18 protein-coding genes and 1 pseudogene are annotated in these 20,966 nt (G+C 42.0%); 10 read left to right on the forward strand and 9 right to left on the reverse strand.

Translation table 11 applies throughout. The features are described from left to right. Positions 1–8: 8 nt before the first annotated feature. Together thiS and I8748_RS02750 are read right to left on the reverse strand one after the other, a co-directional pair. Entirely contained in the window at positions 9–221 is a 213-nt protein-coding gene (thiS, locus tag I8748_RS02745; protein WP_198123135.1) for a sulfur carrier protein ThiS, read from the reverse strand. A gap of 124 nt (positions 222–345) precedes the next feature. Continuing rightward, positions 346–1,452 (reverse strand): thiamine phosphate synthase, encoded by a 1,107-nt coding sequence (locus I8748_RS02750; RefSeq protein ID WP_198123136.1) that lies wholly within the window; start codon positions 1,450–1,452, stop codon positions 346–348. Between the two features lie 259 nt (positions 1,453–1,711). On the opposite strand from I8748_RS02750, the gene I8748_RS02755 reads away from it, so the two are divergent. From I8748_RS02755 to I8748_RS02770, 4 genes are all read left to right on the forward strand, one after another. Further along, the gene (locus I8748_RS02755; protein WP_198123137.1) at positions 1,712–3,685 is read left to right on the forward strand and encodes a DUF1565 domain-containing protein; all 1,974 of its coding nucleotides are present in this window, start codon (positions 1,712–1,714) and stop codon (positions 3,683–3,685) included. A gap of 429 nt (positions 3,686–4,114) precedes the next feature. Then, positions 4,115–5,587: a sensor histidine kinase gene (locus I8748_RS02760; protein ID WP_225896282.1), complete on the forward strand. Its 1,473-nt coding sequence runs from the start codon at positions 4,115–4,117 to the stop codon at positions 5,585–5,587. 219 nt (positions 5,588–5,806) lie between these two features. Then, positions 5,807–6,490: a response regulator transcription factor gene (locus I8748_RS02765; RefSeq protein WP_198123138.1), complete on the forward strand. Its 684-nt coding sequence runs from the start codon at positions 5,807–5,809 to the stop codon at positions 6,488–6,490. Positions 6,491–6,969: 479 nt separating this feature from the next. Then, the gene (locus I8748_RS02770; protein WP_198123139.1) at positions 6,970–8,508 is read left to right on the forward strand and encodes a SulP family inorganic anion transporter; all 1,539 of its coding nucleotides are present in this window, start codon (positions 6,970–6,972) and stop codon (positions 8,506–8,508) included. A 372-nt stretch (positions 8,509–8,880) separates the two neighbouring features. On the opposite strand, the gene I8748_RS02775 is transcribed toward I8748_RS02770, so the two are convergent. Both I8748_RS02775 and I8748_RS02780 read right to left on the reverse strand, forming a co-directional pair. Next, positions 8,881–9,633 carry a type 1 glutamine amidotransferase gene (locus I8748_RS02775; protein WP_198123140.1) on the reverse strand — a complete coding sequence of 251 codons (753 nt, stop codon included), beginning with the start codon at positions 9,631–9,633 and terminating at the stop codon, positions 8,881–8,883. Beyond that, positions 9,623–10,759 (reverse strand): annotated as a pseudogene (locus I8748_RS02780) (MurT ligase domain-containing protein); the annotation flags it as partial. The pseudogene I8748_RS02780 and the gene I8748_RS02775, both read right to left, overlap by 11 nt. A 459-nt stretch (positions 10,760–11,218) precedes the next feature. On the opposite strand from I8748_RS02780, the gene I8748_RS02785 reads away from it, so the two are divergent. From I8748_RS02785 to I8748_RS02800, 4 genes are all read left to right on the forward strand, one after another. After that, positions 11,219–11,806, forward strand: a complete 588-nt coding sequence (locus I8748_RS02785; RefSeq protein WP_198123141.1) for a thylakoid membrane photosystem I accumulation factor — start codon at positions 11,219–11,221, stop codon at positions 11,804–11,806. Positions 11,807–12,059: 253 nt separating this feature from the next. Continuing rightward, positions 12,060–12,668, forward strand: a complete 609-nt coding sequence (locus tag I8748_RS02790; protein ID WP_198123142.1) for a hypothetical protein — start codon at positions 12,060–12,062, stop codon at positions 12,666–12,668. Positions 12,669–12,794: 126 nt separating this feature from the next. Then, a complete protein-coding gene (locus I8748_RS02795; RefSeq protein ID WP_198123143.1) occupies positions 12,795–12,986 on the forward strand; it encodes a type II toxin-antitoxin system HicA family toxin in 192 nt (63 codons plus the stop codon). After that, positions 12,986–13,207, forward strand: a complete 222-nt coding sequence (locus I8748_RS02800; protein WP_198123144.1) for a type II toxin-antitoxin system HicB family antitoxin — start codon at positions 12,986–12,988, stop codon at positions 13,205–13,207. The genes I8748_RS02795 and I8748_RS02800 overlap by 1 nt, the downstream gene beginning before the upstream one ends. A 189-nt stretch (positions 13,208–13,396) precedes the next feature. Here I8748_RS02800 and I8748_RS02805 read toward each other — a convergent pair whose 3' ends face one another. The 5 genes from I8748_RS02805 to I8748_RS02825 form a co-directional block, all read right to left on the reverse strand. After that, entirely contained in the window at positions 13,397–14,146 is a 750-nt protein-coding gene (locus tag I8748_RS02805; RefSeq protein ID WP_198123145.1) for a SagB/ThcOx family dehydrogenase, read from the reverse strand. Positions 14,147–14,164: 18 nt separating this feature from the next. Next, positions 14,165–15,496 carry a YcaO-like family protein gene (locus I8748_RS02810; RefSeq protein ID WP_198123146.1) on the reverse strand — a complete coding sequence of 444 codons (1,332 nt, stop codon included), beginning with the start codon at positions 15,494–15,496 and terminating at the stop codon, positions 14,165–14,167. A 146-nt stretch (positions 15,497–15,642) separates the two neighbouring features. Beyond that, positions 15,643–16,764 (reverse strand): TOMM precursor leader peptide-binding protein, encoded by a 1,122-nt coding sequence (locus I8748_RS02815; protein WP_198123147.1) that lies wholly within the window; start codon positions 16,762–16,764, stop codon positions 15,643–15,645. A 368-nt stretch (positions 16,765–17,132) separates the two neighbouring features. Continuing rightward, on the reverse strand, positions 17,133–17,465 hold the full coding sequence (locus I8748_RS02820) for a hypothetical protein (protein WP_198123148.1): 333 nt from the start codon (positions 17,463–17,465) through the stop codon (positions 17,133–17,135). 155 nt (positions 17,466–17,620) lie between these two features. Further along, positions 17,621–18,013, reverse strand: coding sequence for a hypothetical protein (locus tag I8748_RS02825; protein ID WP_198123149.1), 393 nt, complete (start codon positions 18,011–18,013; stop codon positions 17,621–17,623). 670 nt (positions 18,014–18,683) lie between these two features. On the opposite strand from I8748_RS02825, the gene I8748_RS02830 reads away from it, so the two are divergent. Both I8748_RS02830 and I8748_RS02835 read left to right on the forward strand, forming a co-directional pair. After that, a complete protein-coding gene (locus tag I8748_RS02830) occupies positions 18,684–20,501 on the forward strand; it encodes an ABC transporter ATP-binding protein (RefSeq protein WP_198123150.1) in 1,818 nt (605 codons plus the stop codon). 197 nt (positions 20,502–20,698) lie between these two features. Then, positions 20,699–20,932 (forward strand): type II toxin-antitoxin system Phd/YefM family antitoxin, encoded by a 234-nt coding sequence (locus tag I8748_RS02835; protein ID WP_198123151.1) that lies wholly within the window; start codon positions 20,699–20,701, stop codon positions 20,930–20,932. The last annotated feature ends 34 nt before the right edge of the window (positions 20,933–20,966 follow it).

Raw genomic sequence — 20,966 nt, forward strand, 5'->3', positions numbered from 1 at the left:
GTATTGAACTAACCGCCGCCGACAATCGTTACTACCTCCAAGCGATCGCCTGGTTGTATTTTTGTCTGCGACCAAAACTGGCGATGTAAAATTTCACCATTATATTCTACTGCTACCAAACGGGGATTAAAACCCAACTGCTGCAATAAATCAGGTAAAAGAGTTTGGGATAAGCAGCTACGAGTTTCCCCATTTACCTCAAAGGTAATCTCGTTAGACATAAGTTATCTGGGGACTGGGGATTGGGGACTGGGAGAGATTTTCACCTTTTGCTGTGAGTAACAGTCCGTAGGAATTTGTCACAAAGTTACAAAAAAGCATTTTTAATTTTTAATTTTTAATTAATTATGGCTGTGGCTTGATGCGATTGAGCTGGGAAAGTAAATATTGTGTCACCAGGGTAGGCTGTTCGGCTTGCATCACCGATCGCACCACCGCCACACGTTCTGCTCCTGCATCGATCAGATCATTGATATTATTGGCATCTATTCCCCCAATGGCAAACCAGGGAATTGAACTATTTTTTGCAGCATAGCTCACATATTCTAAACCTGTTGCCGGCTTATCTGGTTTAGTAGGAGTTGCATAAACTGGCCCCACACCGATATAATCTACACCTTCAGCAATTGTCTTTTGCATTTCCTCAGGATTTGTCGTAGAGCCACCTATCAAGCGCTGAGGCCCAAGTATTTGTCGGGCAATCGCAATAGGCATATCTTGCTGTCCTAAATGCACACCGTCTGCATCCACTGCTAAAGCCAGATCCACTCGGTCATTGACGATAAACAAAGCCCCGTAGGAGTGACATAGCTGACTTAACTTTGTGGCTTGTTCCAGACGCAAACTGTCATCAGAAGTTTTATCACGATATTGCACCAGAGTTAGTCCACCTTTGAGGGCAGCTTCAACAGTTGCCAATAAATTTTCTGACGACGAAGTGACAAGATATAAATGCGATCGCAATAAAAGTTGGTGACGGTGATAAGCCATAATATTACTTTCCAGAGTATAAACTCGATAGCGCATCTGCTTAAATGCTGTCCCCATATTTGGGTGATAAAGCTTGCCGTATTCTTCCAATACTCGCAAGGCTTCTTGCACACGACACAAATTAGCTTGCAACAAAGATTTTACACTAGAGCGCTGTTCTTCTTGAGGATGGGTTAATTCAGTACCGCGATCGCCTGGTGTATCTCGCGCCGCCCTGATCTCAGCAGTATGCCAAATAGCTATTTCCTGCCGCATTTGTTTACATTCCCCAGTCAACTGGGCATTATTTAGCCCAAAGCGACACCATTCTTCGATAATTCGCAAGCCTTCACGAGCGCGATCTAAATTAGCATCTAAAATGCGGTAAACAACTTGCTGTATTAGCTCTTTTTGGCTGTATGGCTCGACCATTACAACAACCCCATCAGTGCTTTGTTCATCGTAATAGCCAGCCTCTTTCATAGTTGCAGTGTTCTTCGCATTGTTAATTGATTGGGGATCGGGAATTGGGAATTGGGAATTGGGAGGGAATTGGGAATTATTTCTTCATTCCCCTCATCTCCCCTGCTCCCCTGCTCCCCTGCTCCCCTTGTCCCTTCATTTATTACTTTGTATGCAAAATAGCCAATAGGTCAATATGTAGATTACATTATCGACATACTATGTTTCTGAGGGTATAAGAATTTATTGTTACTTCTAACTTCTAAGGAGTGGTGTAAAGTTGATTCCCCCCATTGTCTTTGCTAAATATCGCAGGGCAGATACCTTGCAACGAAAGCTAATTACCCAGGTTGATAAACTAAACCCTTGCCTGGAATTAGCAATACCTTCAGTTTTTGGCTTTTCAGTATTCTATTTCGTAGTTGGCGTAGGATTGGCAAGCATGACATTGCTGCTAGGTGCAACCCTTAGCAGTGCCGTTGCTCAAATGCCATCTGTACCAGAACGGATGCCCCTGAATGAAACAACAATGTCTCAGGTTAATGTACTGTTTGTCAACCCAAGTGTTGGAGACGACACTAGGGGCAATGGTAGTCAAAGTACTCCTGTGAAAACAATTACCCAAGCGCTACGGTTAGCCACTGCCAATACAGTAATTCAGCTTGCCACAGGTACTTATAGCGCCGAGACTGGAGAAGTATTTCCACTCATACTCAAACCGGGTGTTTCCATTCAAGGAGACGCCGCCAACAAAGGACGCGGTATTACAATCCAAGGAGGTGGTGAATACCTCAGTCGTAGCTTTGGCGGTCAAAATGTCACCATAGTCGGTGCAACTCAAGGAAGGTTGACTGGGGTAACTGTCACCAATTCCAATCCTCGTGGTTACGGTTTGTGGATTGAATCAAGCAATCCAGTAATTACAGAAAATACATTTACTGGCAATACTCAAGATGGGATTTCTGTTGCTGGTAAGGGTGCCCCCACAATCAGCAAGAATTACTTTTATCGCAATGGGGCAAATGGCATCACTATTGGCGGCAATTCCCAGCCCCAAGTGCGGGAAAATGTCTTTGTAGAAACTGGTTTTGGGATTAATATTACCCAAAATGCTGCCCCAGTAGTAGTAGGTAATCAAATTCAGAACAACCGTTCTGGGATTTTAGTGCAAGCCAATGCTCGCCCGATTTTACGGAATAATTTAATTCAAGATAGTAAAGAAGATGGTTTAGTAGCTCTAGCCCAAGCAATGCCAGATTTGGGTAACGCTAACGAAGTTGGTGCTAATGAATTTCGTAATAATTCTCGCTATGACATTAATGCTAGTGCTGCCAAACAAGTGATTGCTGCTAGTGGCAATACATTGGATAGCGATCGCATCGCTGGTAAGGTAGATCTCAACCCGAAAGCAACATCCGTAGCGAATAACTCAATAACCGCTGCTTTACCTAATACTAAAATTCCAGAAATCCCAGCAAGCCAAGAAATTAGCTTTTCTGCTCCTACACAATCTGATACCACTGACAACACAACAGGAGCCAGTGCGTTGCGGGGGTTCCCCCCGTTGAAGCAACTGGCGTTCAACAACAGTCAATTGTTGCCTTTGCAACCAGCAGTTGTACCACTGCCAACACCTACACATAATCAAAAACCACCCACCTCAACAGTGGAAGGGTTAGGCGGCTTTCCCGTTCCTAGCAGCTTGACAGCCAGAGAAATACCGCCCAACACTCAAGTTCCCTCAACGGGAAAAATCGCCCCACTACCAGCAATTAAGCCTGAGACAGCACAACTGAATTATGTGCATATTGATCCCAAAACAATCGAGTTTGTTGCACCTGATTCTGTAGCACAGCCGCCATCTAACCCAACAATACTTGGAGGAATACCACAAACTCCTGTCCAGAGTGATACATCTATTTTGCCTGTTCCCAATGGCAATATCCCTATTGGAAATACTCGCAATATGCGAAAAGTTCCAATAACTCAAACTTATACGACTGCCTATGGTGGGAGTTATCCGCCGCCTACTAGAAGTAAACAGATGGGTGTACGTTACCGTGTGGTTGTAGAAACTCCTACTGAAAAAGAGCAGGATTTAGTACGATTGTTTGCACCGGGAGCATTTCCCACAATCTGGCAAGGTCAAAGAGTTATGCAAGCTGGAGTCTTTAGCAACCGTTATAACGCTGATGAAATGTTGAAAAAACTCAATAGCAATGGCTTAAGAAGCAGAATTGAGCAATTAAATTGATCAGGACTTACGCAACTGGCACACATATTTTCTGCGATCGCAGTCAAGAGTCAAGAGTCAAGGGTCAAAAAACCTTGACTCTTGACTCTTGACTCTTGAACGCCAGTTCGTTCAAGTCGGGAAACCCGTCTACACGACTGGCTCCTTTTGACAATCCACACCAAAAAAATATCACCCTTGCGTAATTCATCATATAAAATTTTCGTCATCTATCTATGGACTGAAAATAAAATCTAATTTTAGACAGATTTTTAGCCAACCATGAAGTAATTATGTTGTTAATAACACCATTTAAAGTATTATTAAATTAAATAGTGATTTATGTAGTTCTCAAGAGACGACCTTGCTATTCGTAACACAAATATTTCCTTTAACAAGGAACTTATTATATATACGCCGTGTTTTTATTCCTAAACAAACAACAGAAGAATGACACGGATAAACCAAATTCTCAAATGGTACAGAATCTTCTTTGGCGTTCGCACCCGTATCTTGGTTTGGTATGTTGTGCTGATGTCTATCTCTGCTTTAGTATCGCTTCTAGCAATTCGTCACCTACTATTGATGCGTTTAGAACAACGGATTGAAAAGTCTTTGGAGCAGGAAATAGCAGAATTTAGATTATTTACTAGCCACCCTACTCTTCGAGATCAAGACGGGGGTCGGACTCACCAAGAACATCAAATAGGTCAAAGATTTGAGTCTGATATTGATTCTATATTTGATAAATTTATTAACAGTAACATCCCTGACCATGAGGAATTTTTGCTGACACTGTTGAATGGTAAAATTCACAGTTCAAGCCCTACAGTTCTCCCCAGTTATTTGAGACAAGATTCAGATTTAATCAAGTACTTGGCTAAATTAACCAAGCCCGAAAAAAATCAGGTAAAAACCCCTGATGATACTATCATTTATCGAGCAGAGCCGATAATTCAAGGGCAAACTCACGGGGTGTTTGTAGTGGCTCAATCCAAGCTTACCGAACAACAAGAAGTGAATAAGGTAGTTTTTGCCATTATCAAGGTGACAGTTGCTATCGTAATTGTGTCTTCCGTAATAGCCTGGTTTGTAGCTGGAAAAGTCCTTGCACGCCTACATCTACTTACTGAAACGGCTCGCTCAATTACTGAGTCTGACCTGACACGAAGTATTCCTGTAAAAGGTTCAGACGAAATCACCGAACTAACCATCACTTTCAATGAAATGCTGCAAAGATTGCAAGCAGCTTTCGCCAGTCAACGAGATTTTATTAATGATGCCAGTCATGAACTGCGAACGCCAATTACAATTATCCGGGGTAATTTAGAACTGTTGGGTGATGATCCCCAAGAGCGTCAGGAAACCATAGAATTAGTCACCGATGAACTCGATCGCATGAGTCGCTTTGTTGATGACATGCTATTACTAGTAAAAGCTGAACAACCTAATTTTCTAAATTTAGAAACTGTAGAAATCACTTCCTTAACAGAAGAATTGTATGCCAAAGCCAAAGCTTTAGCTGTACGAGACTGGCGCTTGGAGTCCGTGGCTGCATGTCGGATTGTCGCAGACCGCCAGCGGCTAACACAGGCAATAATTAACTTAGCTCAGAATGCAACTCAATACACTCAAGAAGGCGATATGATAGCCCTCGGTTCAGCATTGATTAAAGATAAAGTGCATCTTTGGGTACGTGATACAGGTGAAGGCATTTCTTTGAGTGACCAAAAGCGAATTTTCCAGCGATTTGCTCGCAGTTCTAGTAGTCGCCGTCGTTCCGAAGGTGCCGGTTTAGGATTATCAATTGTACGAGCGATCGCAGAGTCTCATGGTGGTACAGTCGAACTTTCTAGCTACCCACTTCTTGGATCTACTTTTACCTTGATTATTCCCATAGAACCACACAATAGTAATCTGTAATTCGTAATTCGTAATTTGTAATTAAAATATAAAAATGGTTTTCCAAGGAGTTTTATATGATGTGAAACTCATTTCAGGAATAAATTTGATAGATAAAGTTATCATTTATCAAGAGTTTATTCACTGATTTTTTAATTACAAATCTCAAATCTAAATGATATTCCCTTGTTCCACAAATCATACATCCTTTCCTTATTTGGTTTTAGGAGCTATTGCTGGATGAACCGGATTTTAATAGCAGAAGATGAACCTCGCATTGCTAGCTTTTTAGAAAAAGGTCTAAAAGCTAATGGATTCACTACCGCTATTGCCAAGGACGGCGAAGAAGCTATTATCATGGCTTGTAGTGGTAATTTTGATTTACTAATCCTTGATATTGGTCTTCCCTGCAAAGATGGCTGGGCAGTTTTAGAGGAATTATGCGGTCAGGGTGAGCAACTATCTATAATCATTCTCAGTGCGCGTGATGATGTCAAAGAAATGGTACATGGGTTAGAAAATGGGGCTGATGACTACGTTACTAAGCCATTTCGATTTGAAGAACTTTTGGCTAGAGTCCGCTTGCGATTGCGCGATCGCTATTTGCCCAAACGTAAAGAAGAATTTTTACTCTCGTCAGGCGATATTGTCCTCGACCTGCGTACCCGTCATGTGAAAGTTGCTAATCGTCCCATTGAACTATCCGCTAGAGAATTTACTTTAGCGGAAATTTTTTTGCGTTATCCTGGACGAGTTCTCAGCCGAGAACAACTGCTGAGTCACGTCTGGGGTTACGACTATGACCCAGGCTCAAATATTGTTGATGTTTACGTAGGTTATCTCCGCAAGAAGCTAGGCAGCAACCTGATTGAAACGGTCAGAGGTATGGGGTATCGCCTGCGTTCTGGGGAAGTTGGAGGATGAGAGGGATGAGGGAGATGAGGGAGATGGGAGATGAGGGAGAAATAACTAACTCCTAACTCAGCACTCAGCACTAATAAAGCACTCAGCATTTTTAATCCCTATATGAAAAATTTCTCATAATTTATTCATCGATATTTCATGCAATATTTCATACTATTAGTACACATTAAGAAATATGAATAGTAACCATAGTTATAAATAATCTATTCCGAAACCATGTAGCGGAAGCTTTTGGGGCTGTCAAGCCTCAATCTCAGTTCAAAAGTTGTTGTTAAAAACAGGAAATCACTTAGATGCCTAATATTTTTTGTATTTAATAGCACTTTTAATTTTGGTTAGTTCATACTTTGGTGCTTGGGTACTAAGACGCCAAATATAAAACCATCAAAATTAGTCAAACTAATTCGATTTGTACTTTGTTGAGTGTAAATCTACTTTTTGCTGCGTTTATTAAAACTTTTCATCAAAGGAGCCTAAGAATGAAAAATCTGATGAGCTTCAAAGATAAATCCTCATTCACTAGCGATATACCAGCATCAATTGTGGTGTTCCTTGTCGCTTTGCCTTTGTGTATGGGAATTGCGATCGCTTCTGGTGTTCCCCCAGCTCGCGGATTAATCACAGGAATTGTTGGTGGAATCGTTGTCAGTGCTGTATCGGGTTCTCCTTTGCTGGTGAGTGGCCCGGCGGCTGGATTAGCTGTGATTGTGGCAGAAATCGTCCAACAATATGGCCTTGAAATGGTGGGGCCAATTCTCATATTGGCGGGTTCGATACAATTTCTCGCAGGCGTATTTAAACTTGGTCAGTTGTTTCGTGCTATGTCTCCAGCTGTCATCTACGGAATGCTGGCGGGTATTGGCATACTCATCTTTGCTTCTCAGTTTCACGTCATGCTGGATGACAAACCACGTACACATGGTCTCGATAACTTAGTTGCTATTCCCAGCGCTATCCACGAAGCTATATATCCTACATCTGGAAGTGTTCATCACATTGCAGCACTGCTAGGTTTGACGACCCTGATTGTTATTATTCTTTGGGATAAATATAAGCCGCGTAGTTTGAAACTATTACCTGGTGCGCTGATTAGTGTGATTGTTTCTACTATTATTGCCACAGTCTATAAATTACCAGTTTCTTATGTTGATGTTCCTGCAAATTTGCTAGAGACTATTCAACTACCGAGACTGGGAAGTTTACCAGGTCTATTTCATGCGCCAATTCTGTTGGATGCGATCGCTATCGCTTTCATTGCCAGTGCAGAAAGTTTGCTTTCTGCGGTAGCCGTAGACAGACTGCATACCGGGCCGAGAACTGATTTTGACCGCGAATTAGCAGCGCAAGGATTCGGTAACATGATTTGCGGCTTACTGGGTGCTTTGCCGATGACAGGGGTGATTGCTCGCAGTTCTGTCAATGTAGAAGCAGGTGCAAAAACCAGATTTTCGGGAATGCTGCATGGTGTATGGTTACTGCTTTTAGTCATTGCTGCACCGTTTTTACTGAGAATGATCCCCACATCTAGCCTTGCAGCAATTCTAGTTTTCACTGGTTACAAACTAATTGAAGTAGAACACATTCGTCAGTTGAAGAAATACGGGCGTATGCCTTTAGTGATATTCTTTGCCACTTTAATCGGCATTGTCACCACAGACTTACTCACGGGTGTACTGATTGGTATTATCCTGACAGCAATGACACTAATTTACAAAATTTCTATCTTAAATATTCAAGTTGTCAAACACGATAACGATCAACAAATAGACATTTATTTACAGGGAGCAGCAACATTTGTACGGCTACCGCAATTGGCGAAGACTTTAGAAAAAGTGCCACCGGGAAGCGAGTTACATATCCACTTAGACAAACTAGCTTATATAGATCACTCTTGTTTGGATTTATTATCCATGTGGGCAAAACAACAGCAACAAATGGGTAGTACCTTAGATGTGCAGTGGGATGGATTAGTAGACCGCAATCGTAAACCATTTTCAGTCGAGCGATCGCAATTTTAGAGGAACTGGAGATTGGGGATTGGGGATTGGGGATTATTTCTTTCTCATCTCTTCATCTCCCTACTCCCTGTGTTTTTCAAGAGATTCCGTTTTCCAATTAGTATTACTGATTTAATGAACCACAGAGACACAGAGACACAGAGAATAATATAGGTATTTTCGAGTGGAAAATAAGAACTATCTGAATACCTTTATTAACTCTTCTCTCTGCGTTCTCTGCGTCTTGGCGGTAGCCAATGTGCAAGTTCAGAGGATTAAACTTTAGCAGCTGTAGGAGTTGGTAAAGTATAGCAAAGTGCTGAGTGCTGAGTGCTGAGTGCTGAGTATAAACCCAGTTATTTCAAGGCTTTGAGCAATCACCACTGTCCTAACCTATGTGACTACGGCTATAACTTTCAACCGTTTAAACATGGCTTCCCGCGCTTGTAGTGCAAGGGTATCATCTAAAGGTTGCAACGCGATCGCCTGCTGATATTTCAACCGCAGTGCTGTTTGAATTAACCAGTCTGCCACAAAGGGATTTTTCGGCAACAATGGGCCGTGGGAATAAGTAGCGATCGCATTCTGATAAAATGCTCCTTCTGTCCCATCCTCACCATTATTGCCCAAGCCATACACCACACGCCCCAATGCTTCGACTTTCCCCAGCTTGGTACGTCCGCCGTGATTTTCAAAGCCGACTAAATACGGTTTGCTTCCTGTCATTTCTGCTAAATCTCGCGCCAGACGTGAAGCTGTAACTTCAATTACTAAGTTACCAATACAGCGCTTAGTATTTTCACCAGGATGCACAGAGACTAAATCGAGTATTCCCAAACCTTCAATGCGTTGTCCTAAGCCTGGTTCATAATAATGTCCTAGTAGTTGGGGAGAACCACAGGTAAATACCCCTGGTGTACCATTTTCGATTTTTTCACGCATGGCATCAGCTTTCGCACCTTGCAAATCGCGCATGACAATTTCTTGCTGACGGTCTTGTGCGCCACCACCGACAATCACATCTACACTTTTAATATCAGCTGCGGTAGCATTTTGATCCAAAGGCAACACCTTAACATTGTAACCCCGCCACTGAGCGCGACGTTCAATAGTAATAACATTACCGCGATCGCCATCGATCGCCACTGACTACTAAAGTCCCTCCGCGTTCGACTAATTTCTCCGTATCTACGTCCCAAATCCACGATACATCTGTACCATCGGGTGTGCGATCGTTCAATACTAATAATGTAGTTGTGTCAGTACTTTGAGTTACTACTCTAATTGTTTCATTCGTCCCCACAGGATTTTTTGATAATAAAATCCGCACCCGTTTACCGTTAATTTCTAGTTCTTCCGCCCGACCGAAAGCTGCTTGGAAGTTGTTAATAGTATCTTTGATTATTGCTTCATCAACTCCTAATTCTTTTGTGGCTGTGACAGCAGCTAAAGTATTATATTTGTTGTATAAACCAACAAGAATTTGTTGCCATTCTCTACTTTCAAGAGATGGTTGACTTTTACTAAAACCGCAACTAGGACAAGTAAAATCTCCTAAATGCGATAAATAAACACCTTTGTAATCTAAAGAATGTCCACATCTCGGACAATAAATAGAATCAACTGCGTGGGGAATTGCTTCTAAATATTGTTCTGGTTCATTCAAGCCAAAGAATAAGACTCGTTGGGGTAACTGTTGACCGAGATAAGATAAAGTCGGGTCGTCAGCATTGGGAATAACTACCGTTTCTGGCGGGAGAGTAGAAATTACCTTTGTCCAACGTTTACTAATTGTGTCTACTTCCCCGTACCTATCGAGTTGGTCGCGGAATAAATTTAAACAGAGGATGATTCGTGGCTGGAGCGGTGTTAATACTTTCGGTACAATATTTTCATCAACTTCCAAAATCGCGTAATCAACATCAAGTGTTCCTACCAAATTCGTGCTTTCTAACAGCGCTGTCATCAAACCATTTTCCAGATTTGCGCCTGTAGAATTATGGGCGATGCGGTAGCCATTGCGTTCTAGAATCGTTTTGATGAGCAGCGACGTAGTGGTTTTGCCGTTAGTACCAGCAATTAGAATTACCCCATTTTTGACTTGCTGACTCAATAATTGTAACAGTCGGGGTTCAATGCGACGGGCAATAGAGCCTGGTAATACACTAGCAGCACCCAGACGCAGCGATCGCACTAAAAACGTGACGCTTTTTGCTACCAACACCGCGAAACCGAGTCGCAGCCTATCTATAAACTTTATTTTCTTACCCACATTCGTATCCTAATCTTCTGGCGGTTGCTATCATTGATAGCCTGAAGTTGCAATTTTAATAAGCGTGAGTTTAGCGAATCCTGACTCAAAATGCCAGCCTTTAGGATGATGGGGAGATGGGGAGATAGGGGGATGAGGGGGATGAGGCGGATGAGGGAGATGAGGAGATGAGGAGATAAGGAAAAAATAACTAATTCCCAATTCCCAATTCCCCATTTCCAATTCCCCATCGCCCCTTATCCCCAGAGGGGGCCCCGAGTTCCCCATTACCAATTACCAATTACCCATTCCCCATTACCAATTACCCATTACCAATTACCAATTACCAATTACCAATTCTCCATTCCCCATGCCCCATGCCCAATGCCCACCATACGCTGTATCTTAAAAAATAGTACGCGGGTGTAATCATAATTCAGCACCAACTTCGACAACTAGTAGTTTGCAAGGTTTCTTTTGATGAGTAGTATAAGGTTTCTTTTTTTACATAAACAACTTGCTGACTGGCGACGGTTGGTATCGAAATGCCTGTTAATCCTAACTTGTCTGTTCTTTATCAGTATGCCGCCTGCCTTAGCAGGTATCAATGATGATAGTTTCGATGGCAACGTTTTTGTAGTTTATGCTGGCAATGGTTCCCTGGTTCCTTCCAAAGAAACGCTAGCACAGACTTTAGCGAAACATAAACCTGCCATGTTGGCGTTTTATGTTGATGACAGCAGGGACTGCAAGAAATATGCGATTACTATTTCACGAGTACAAGAATTCTATGGCAGGGCGGCGGAGATTATACCTGTTGATGTGGATGCCATTGAGCCTAACAAGACCGACGATCGCACACAACCAGGATATTATTACTCTGGAGCTGTTCCTCAAGTTGTAGTCTTTGATCAGTCAGGTCAGGTAATTTTGAATAAGCAGGGACAAGTGCCCTTTGAAGAAATAGACGATAGATTTCGTGAAGTGTTTGATTTATTACCCCGTTCTGAATCCGTAGAGTTAAAACGGCGTGCCTTCAATGAGTTCAGCAGTGAGTTAGCGAAGTAACTTTTGGGGTAGATCAAATTGGTCTACCCTAATTTTTAGTTGGTTCTGATACTGTATTCTCGATGATACCAAGAGATAATATTAAAATAACTAGCTTAACCAGTGAGGAAATTAATCCATAGTCCAAAGTCAATAGTCCCAAGTTTTATTGACAACTAACAACTGACAACTAACAACTAACAAAAGTCAATAGTCCAAAGTTTTGTTGACAACTAACAACTGACAACTGACAACTGACAACTAACAATTTCTGATGTCAAAGGTTTACACTACTGAGGAGCTAATCCAAATTTTAGCAGCTGAACGCCAAGCTTGCCTCAAAGGAGAGCGTTTAAAATTAGAAGTGAAAGTTTCTGGCAATCCTGTAATTGACCAGTTTATTAGAACTGATGGGCTGCAAAAGTTCACAGCATATCAAGATTTTAAAGCTGCTATTCACGACTACCAAAAAGAAAATCAAGTGTCAGGGATTGTCTGGCGTGAGATGAATGTTAAAGGTAAAAGCTTACGCTATCCAGAAGTAGATGCCGAATTAATTGCACTTAGCAGTGATTTGGAAATATTAAAAGCTGCAAAAAATTCCATTCTAGAATTTTGGTATGAAGTGAGTGGAGATATGGACTTATACTTGAGTTTTAATAATAGCAAACAACATCAAAAAATTACCCAGCCTGATGTAGAAAGAATTGCTCAAATCACAGAATGGGCAAGTTTATGGAAGTGGGAAAATTCGAGTTTTTTAGAAATAATTTTGCAACTGGGATGGGGTAAACCAGAAGAAGCTCGTTATAAAAGAGGAAGACCGCGATCGGGTAGTGAATTTATTCATGCAGTGAATCCGGGCAACCTTCCTATTGGTTAATTGAAATGTAGCATAAAAATGCTGAAAATTACCGTCAAAATGACGGACAAAATTGTATTTACTTTCATCAAGTATAAAGGCACTATATCTGTAACATAAAGTTCACCTGTACAGATAAGCGGTAGTATGAAAGTAAGGGAAGTTATCAGACGACTGGAAGCCGATGGTTGGTATCTTGTAAGGACAAAAGGTAGTCATAGACAATTCAAACATCCCAATAAACCCGGTACTGTAACAGTGGCTGGTAAGCCAAATGTGGATGTGCCAATTGGTACTCTGAAAAATATCTGGAGACAGGCTCAATTGGAGGAAGACTGATGCGTTATGCAGTTGTGATTGAAAAGGGAGAAACTAGCTACGGTGCTTATGTCCCTGATTTACCAGGTTGTGTAGCTGTGGGTGAAACTTTGGAAGAGGTTAAGCTACTAATTGCAGAGGCTATTGAATTTCATATAGAAGGGATGTTGGAAGATGGTTTGCCAATTCCTCAACCTACTAGCATTGCTCACGAAGTCGAAATATTAGAAGTATTAAAGTAAGATTTTACTGCTTCACCTCTTGCCTTGTGTTTCAAAGAAAGCAATCCCCAGTATTTAGTAGACTGGCAAGTTAACTAAAGACTTGATAGCACAAGAAAAATCTTTTTGTTCCTCTGCTCCTTTGCTTCTTTAGCTTGCGCTCACAGGCGCAATTTTGAGTTGACAAAGTACTAGCCCACTGTTCAACTTTTACATCACACCGCTATCTCTACCGCTACAAGTACCGACTGCAACACAGTAAAGTGCAGCATGATGTCTCCCGTCAATGCCCAACATGGCGTTCACACTCATGTCATAAAATCCACCTATACAAAGACTGCCAAGACCCAATTGCACAGCCATTAAACATATATTTTCAGCTTGATGACCAGCTTCTAAAAGAGCAAAGCGGTAGCCACGGGCACCATATTTGCACATATTTCGCATAAACACAGATGTGAACAAAAACAAAGCATTGGCGTTAGCAATGTCATCCTGGTGCAATAAAGGTTCTATAAAGTCTGTTGGCGTGGCATCATTGATGCGATGTAGCCCGTGACCGCGTGGTTCATAATGATATAATCCGGCAGATAGACCTTCCACCGCTTGGGTGGATACGAAAATTTCAATCGGATAAAGTCCTCCCGCAGATGGAGAATTGCGACCTTCGTAGATGTGATCGTCTATTTGACGCAACCCATTGAGTCCGCATCCTGCGTCGAGCAACTGAACCAATGAAATCAGCGGCATAACCGTATTTTCAAACGCTCGCACTGAACTTCGCCGCACCAAAAGCTCACTCAACAAATTATCACGCGGTGCTTGTGGAAGTTCCAGAAAAGGAGCCTCCGGCAGATACCGCATTTCAGTAGCCGCAACAGGTTTTACATAACTTTTAGGTACTGGAGAGTTCAAATGATACAGAAGAGCTAACTCCAGAGGTTCGTTGGCTTTGTGCATTGCTTTGATTTCCTCGTTTTAAGCCATAGGATGTGGGCAGGGATTCAGGTCACTTTCACTACGTAAACCACCATAACCTAACCTTGCTGGTACCTCGAATAACCGCCGAGTACCAAGTGGCTCTTGTCCATAGCCAAAATATATAGGAACTAGTTCACTTGCCAAAGTCCGCACTACTCGGAAACCAAGCGACGCAATGTCAGGGGTTGTAATCTCCACTAAATAAGGTTCAGCACCCACTGAATGCAACCTTGCAACTAGTGATTGCAATTTCTCTACTTCTGCTGAAGACTTGTAAGTCGGTAAATCCTCGACCTTTACGCATTGCTCATGGTCAAACAAGAAATCCAACTCACCAAGGCGAGCCGTGTTGTAGAAAAAAGCGCTGTGATCGTCCAAATTCTGAACATCACTATATTGATGAAGATTCGCTCCAGCACCGGTAAGCATACGTTCTCTGTCACCAAAGCGGGCTTGACAAACTTCAAAAATCGCTTTGCGAAAAGCCGTTGGCCCATCGAGATGGCATCCCAGACCAGTTGCAACTGCCGGACTTTTGCCCGAACGGTCAATTAGCATTGCCATGACAACCGGGACTTTAATATCAGTGGTGAAATCAAAGGCAACTAGCTCAATGCCAAATCTGGCGTAGTGGCGTGCAATTTCAGTTTCAATTCCTGGTCGGTGAGTGAAATATATACGGGGAGCAGGTAGGCGATTTAGCCATGTAATGATGAAAGCATCGCGCTCAATCAACTCACACAAACCACTGTAGGCAGCAAACTCAAGAGTTGGGCCACTAGCCATGCCGTTAGAAGTGACAGGTAAAATATAATCCCCTGGTAGGTCGCTGTCCGAGTCCAAATAAACCAAGAACGCTGGAACTAAAACCTGTTGGTTGCTTGCCAGAGAAACGGCAGCCATCCATGAAGTCTGCGTTGCCGGATCGAAAGCCGGAAAAGGAAAATTTGGATTAGAGTATTGTTTGTCAGAAAACGAAAAAAAAGTTGGAGGATGGACAGCCTGTAGACTTTCCCCGCCGTAGGCATCGCTTAATTCTTCGTAGCTACTGACAATTATTTGCCGCTCATCAACAATACCACCGCAGTAACGCTCTACGGCTTCGCCAACAGCACCTAAAATCGCTTGTTCATCAGTCATACCCCTGCCTACGCCGTAGCGTAAATCATCCTGCTGTTTACGAAGCTGGAAATTTGCTAATTCAGCTTGCCACAAAACCGGCAAATCGAACTCTGTATAAGGCTTGGTGAACCTATCGATGGCTCGGATAATTCCAGTATGGGGGCTGACTAAATCGCGCCAGCGTGGAAGTGCGATCGCTGCATTCACTTTATTTTCTCCTGTCGTGTGCTGAGTAGAGACGATTCGCCGAATCGTCTGTACTGTTGAGTGCTGAGTGCTGAGTGCTGAGTAAAAATACTAGTTCCCAGTCATCAATCCCTAGTTCCTTTTTAATCTGTGGCTGTGAAATTTTTTTATTGGGACTGTTTTGAACAATGGGGACAACCAGGTTTTTTCAGCACAACGTTGTGAGTTAGCTTTGTACCGAGTAAGTCTAGATGCAGTAATTTTCCATCAGTGACGATGGGCAAACCGAGCAAAATTTTAATTGCCTCAAGAGCCAGGTAACTACCAACCAACATATGGCCTATGGGCAAATTTTCTCGCAGCCGTGGTTGAGAACGGCGTTCTCGGTTGAGAAACTGCTCAATTGCCAATTCTGCCTCTGGAAGCTTGGCACAAGCCATAGACCGCATCCGATAGCACAGATAACAAGGCCCATCCTGAGAAAAGACCAGGGGCCCAACAGTTCCTTCAACACCAGCCGCCCCGCCTGGTAGCAATGGGCGCTGCATCTTCAAGCATAGTCTGTTGAGGCGATAGGCTAGATTGACAGATACTGCATCAGTTGCAACAATCACCAGGTCAACATCCTCAAGCAAAGCATTGACTGTTTCGTCGTTATTTAAAGGATCTGTGACAATTTCAGTTTGGGTTATTCCTGCGATCGCCTCAATTTGTCGAGCCGCTTCCACAGTTGGAAAAGCACCGTTTTTATTAGATACCCAGCCCGACATCATCAGAGAATCGGACGCAAGTGTGCAGCCATCATCGCACAGACAAAGACAACCGATACCAGCACTAGCCAAGTTTGTTGCTGCTACCAGCCCCGAACCTGCGAGTCCAAAAATCGCAATCCTAGCGTTAGCTAAATGCTGCTGGACATCTTTTTGCTCAAAGCCTAACTCATGATAAAGGCTAATTTGAGGAAGTAAATAACCACGACTATCTAAATCAACTGTATCCTCTAAATACTCTTCTACTAAGCGATTGTCCATCAAAAACTCTAAACATTGATTGAGTGAAGAATCTGTCAATTTTTCCCCAATGGCAGCCCGGATTTCTCCTATTGTTCGGGAGCCGTCTAGTAAAGGTAAAACAATCTTTTCCACATCATGTAGTGCTTGACCTTTTACTGTCAACGTTCGCCGCGTCGTATTGAATATCATAGTTTCTTCGCCATTACAATCTGGAGGCATAACGTGAATGACGACGTGTTCTAGTAAACGCAGGCGCTGATCATGGTTTAATTTCATAGGCTTTGTTTTATTGTCCCAAACTCCATATAAAAAATAGAAAAATATGAAAACTCGGTTTTATCCAGAATGAGCAGAATATTAAATGGTAATTCAGAAAATAAAAAAACCCTGTTTTTGCAGCTATAACACTGATTAAATGAAAGGGAACAGGCGAAAACTAAGCCACATACCATGAATGAGGTTTTAAACCTTCAAGGCCAGGAGCTAATTTATTCTCTATTCCCTATTCTCGCCCCTTCAGGGCTTGGTCAAAAAAAGTGTAAAAAACAGGGTTTTTATCAAGTGTCAGAGCAGGATTTTGTGGCTCTAAACTCCAAAACTCGGTTTCTAGAATTACTAAATTGCTGTTCTATCCCCAGGTTTATTTAGTATCCAAATCTGGTCTCATCAGTGTCCTCCATCACACCTGATACTGTTCCGGGACTGCTAATTCCACAACCGCGACATCCGCAACCGCGACATCCGCATCCACGACATCCACGACATCCACGACATCCACGACATCCACGACATCCACCACATCCACCGCAATTAGCAAACCATCTTTGGGTGGTCGCAGATTCAAATACTCCTGGCATTGCTAATTTTTCTAAAGCTGCTATTTCTTCATCAGACAACAGCAATTGTTCTAGTTTGTCTGCTTTGTCTGCCAAACGCATTTCTATTGTTGCTTGAGTCAGTGTCTTTTGTGCAAGCATGGTAACATACTCCTTTTTAACTTCAATTCATTAGCCTATCTGCAAAACTGTAAAAACAGGGTTTTTTATCGGTTGTTAGAGCAAGATTTTGTGGCTCTAAATTCAAAAACTCGGTTTCTAGAATTACTAAATTGCTGTTCTATCTCCAGGTTTATTTAGTATCCAAATCCGAGTTCATCAGTATCCTCCGTTACACCGGATACTGCTCCAGGACTGCTAATTCCGCAGCCACGACATCCGCAACCGCGACATCCACAACCGCGACATCCACAACCGCGACATCCACAACCGCGACATCCGCATCCACCGCATCCACCGCATCCACGACATCCGCATCCACCACATCCGCGACATCCACCACAGCCACCACATCCACCGCAATTAGCAAACCATCTTTGGGTGGTCGCAGATTCAAATACTCCTGGCATTGCTAATTTTTCTAAAGCTGCTATTTCTTCATCAGACAACAGCAATTGTTCTAGTTTGTCTGCTTTGTCTGCCAAACGCATTTCTATTGTTGATTGGGTCAGTGTTTTTTCTGCAAGCATGGTCACTTACTCCTTCTAACTTCAATTCATTAGCCTGTTTGCAAATCTGCATTCGAGTTTGTGAAAAGCTGAGATCATGTTTTCGCGTCAACCAGTTTTCACAGAAAAATAGGTATTTGAACGAGTGTGTGCGAAGAATGACCAAAAAATCAGACAAGGATTCATGCTTAACTATTAACCCCATAGAGGTATAGTTAAACAAAAAATATTAATCTTCTTATTCAGAGTCTGACTAGTCTACAAAAGGTCAAATCACTTTTTGATCAGTGCAGGGAACTCCCAAAGGGGATTAATTTTCCCTAAAACCTTATCTTTGAGAAAATCTTTGCTATTGTTAGCGTCATCTTGCCTTTTTTCGATCATCTCATTTCTCTAACAATATCTGTTTCTATAGGTTTTTATTCTTTCTAAAGTTGTATTTTTTTATTCTTGAAATTAGTTAGATTATATCTTAAGTAGGATTATTTTGATTTTTTTATCGTCTAAAGTGACATGCTGCCTTGTGTTACTGATGTAGAGAACCTAGAGACACTTTAGAATAAAAACCATCCTGAAATTAGAGACTAATCTTTTAATAATGTAAAAGCGCAAATTTCAAATTGAGTAAGTATACAATATAGGTCTCAAGCTCAGGGATGAATAGTGTTTTACTTAACACAGAATAATCAAAATGGGCGATTTAAGATTTTGGATTGAAGATTACACTAGAGCTTTATTTCGTTCTCTGCCCTTGTTATGGACAGCAGCGCCTACAGAAATAGTCTTTCTGATTGGTGTAACTTTATTACAAGGTTTTCTTCCTGGCATCAGTGTTTGGATTACTAAGCTAGTGGTAGATGCTGTAGCAACAGCTTTAACATCCGGTAGAGAATTAAGCTATTCAATTCTAGCCCCTTTGGTAGCAGGATGGGTTGGAGCTTTACTACTAGAAACGCTTTTGTATCCTTGGGTATCAGCACTTCAGGGAAATCTCAATGACAAGTTAACGGCTCACATTAGCTTATTGTTAATGCGGAAAGCTGATAGTTTTTCAGACCTGAGCCGTTTTGAAGATTCTCAGTTCTATGATGAGCTACAGCTTCTCCAACAACAAGTAAGTTATAAACCGTTGAATTTACTGGAGAATTTGGTTGAATTAGGTCGATCCTTTGTGACTTTGCTCGTAATAGTTGGGCTATTAGTTCCCCTAGCTTTTTGGATACCACTGGTAATTGCGATCGCAACTATACCCCAAATAGTGGTGTCTTCCCAGTATGGAAAAGCTATTTGGCAAACTTTATTTGAGAACAGCCCTCAAGCCCGGAGAATGGATTATTACACTTCAGTGATGCTGACTGACACCTATGCTAAAGAAATCAGGTTGTTTCAGCTAGGTTCATTTTTTATGGAGCGTTACTTGCAAGCATTTCAGTCTTTACACCAATCTATGCGTCATCTGAGGGGCAAGCAAGCATTTTGGTCATCTAGCTTAGCTATTTTGAGTGGTTTAGGCAATGGTTTTTCTTTTTACTGGGTGGTACAGAAGGCTTTCAAAGGAGAGTTCAGCCCAGGAAGTGTACTTTTATTCGTACAGTCATTAACTTACTTCCAAAATAATCTAGAAAGATTTGTTGGTCATTGGGTGGATCTGTTTGAGAATATTCTCTATATGCAGCAGTTTTTCAATTTTCTCGATAGCCCCAGCACAATGCCACTAAGCATACCTGGAGAGAAAATACCAACTCCGATTCGTTCTGGTATTACTTTTGAGAAAGTTGACTTTTGCTACCCAGATGGTCGATTAGCCCTCAAGGATATTTCTTTTACTCTTTATCCTGGACAAACAGTAGCTATAGTGGGAGAAAATGGAGCAGGTAAAACTACTCTAGTCAAGCTATTGACCAGACTATACGACCCCACAATAGGAAGAATTAGAGTCGATGGTATAGACCTGAGAAATTTAAATTTAGAGCAGTGGCGGCAGCAAATTGCTGGAGTTTTTCAAGATTTTGGGCATTATGCGCTGACGCTGGGGGAAAATATCGCTTTAGGAAACTTAGCTGCTCTAGAGCGTCCAGATATTCTCAGATATGCAATTGAAAAAGCCGATATCGTCAAACTAGTAGAGCATTTTCCCACAAGGGAGAATACACCACTGGGCAAGCAGTTCGGCGGCACAGAACTTTCTGGAGGACAGTGGCAAAAGTTAGCTTTAGCTCGTGCTTTTGTCCGCCAAAAAGCTCAACTACTACTTTTGGATGAGCCGACTGCTGCACTTGACCCACGCAGCGAGTATGATCTCTATCTTCGCTTTATTGAGCTAGCTGAGGGCAAGACTACCATCCTGATTACCCACAGATTAGCATCTGTGCGGATGGCTGACCGAATCTTAGTCCTGAAATCTGGGCATTTAATTGAGGATGGCACCCATCAAGAACTTTTACAACGTGGAGGCGAGTATACAGCGTTGTGGAATATGCAGGCACAACATTACGGTATTTCTGAATGAAGCGAGAAGATGAGCGATCGCGGTTGGTGGTACAGTGTGGAGGAGTTTAGCGATCGCTTCTCGTTGATAGAATAAAATTAGATGGTCTTTAGCTAACAGTTGAAAATTTTCAGAATTATATTCAATTTTTCACTATTAATTTGTAGTATCAGACATCCTATACTAATTAATAGTAGTCTTAATTTATCTCTAAAAAAATGAAATTAGCAAATATACATGAAGCAGAAAATAATCTTTCTCAATTAATCGAATATGCTTTACAGGGTGAGGAAGTAATTATTAGTCAAGCTGGTAAACCTTTAGTCAAATTGGTTCGTTATTCTCCTGCTGCTACTCCTAGAACTCCAGGTTTTTGGGCGGGAAAGGTAAAAATGGCTGATGATTTTGATGTGACACCCAATGAAATCATTAATGCGTTTCTCGGCGATTGATGAGCAATTATTTATTAGATACACATACATTGTT

It is taken from the genome of Amazonocrinis nigriterrae CENA67 (assembly GCF_016056305.1).
GTDB classification, from domain to species: domain Bacteria; phylum Cyanobacteriota; class Cyanobacteriia; order Cyanobacteriales; family Nostocaceae; genus Amazonocrinis; species Amazonocrinis nigriterrae.

What these genes read in the sequence shown, in the direction of transcription:
- I8748_RS02790 (WP_198123142.1), top strand. Translation starts at nt 12,060, where the DNA reads ATGTCAAAGGTTTACACTACTGAGGAGCTAATCCAAATTTTAGCAGCT.
- I8748_RS02765 (WP_198123138.1), top strand. Translation starts at nt 5,807, where the DNA reads ATGAACCGGATTTTAATAGCAGAAGATGAACCTCGCATTGCTAGCTTT.
- I8748_RS02815 (WP_198123147.1), bottom strand. Translation starts at nt 16,764, where the DNA reads ATGAAATTAAACCATGATCAGCGCCTGCGTTTACTAGAACACGTCGTC.
- I8748_RS02770 (WP_198123139.1), top strand. Translation starts at nt 6,970, where the DNA reads ATGAAAAATCTGATGAGCTTCAAAGATAAATCCTCATTCACTAGCGAT.
- I8748_RS02800 (WP_198123144.1), top strand. Translation starts at nt 12,986, where the DNA reads ATGCGTTATGCAGTTGTGATTGAAAAGGGAGAAACTAGCTACGGTGCT.
- I8748_RS02825 (WP_198123149.1), bottom strand. Translation starts at nt 18,013, where the DNA reads ATGCTTGCAGAAAAAACACTGACCCAATCAACAATAGAAATGCGTTTG.
- I8748_RS02830 (WP_198123150.1), top strand. Translation starts at nt 18,684, where the DNA reads ATGGGCGATTTAAGATTTTGGATTGAAGATTACACTAGAGCTTTATTT.
- I8748_RS02820 (WP_198123148.1), bottom strand. Translation starts at nt 17,465, where the DNA reads ATGCTTGCACAAAAGACACTGACTCAAGCAACAATAGAAATGCGTTTG.
- I8748_RS02760 (WP_225896282.1), top strand. Translation starts at nt 4,115, where the DNA reads ATGACACGGATAAACCAAATTCTCAAATGGTACAGAATCTTCTTTGGC.
- I8748_RS02805 (WP_198123145.1), bottom strand. Translation starts at nt 14,146, where the DNA reads ATGCACAAAGCCAACGAACCTCTGGAGTTAGCTCTTCTGTATCATTTG.
- I8748_RS02835 (WP_198123151.1), top strand. Translation starts at nt 20,699, where the DNA reads ATGAAATTAGCAAATATACATGAAGCAGAAAATAATCTTTCTCAATTA.
- I8748_RS02795 (WP_198123143.1), top strand. Translation starts at nt 12,795, where the DNA reads ATGAAAGTAAGGGAAGTTATCAGACGACTGGAAGCCGATGGTTGGTAT.
- I8748_RS02785 (WP_198123141.1), top strand. Translation starts at nt 11,219, where the DNA reads ATGAGTAGTATAAGGTTTCTTTTTTTACATAAACAACTTGCTGACTGG.
- thiS (WP_198123135.1), bottom strand. Translation starts at nt 221, where the DNA reads ATGTCTAACGAGATTACCTTTGAGGTAAATGGGGAAACTCGTAGCTGC.
- I8748_RS02750 (WP_198123136.1), bottom strand. Translation starts at nt 1,452, where the DNA reads ATGAAAGAGGCTGGCTATTACGATGAACAAAGCACTGATGGGGTTGTT.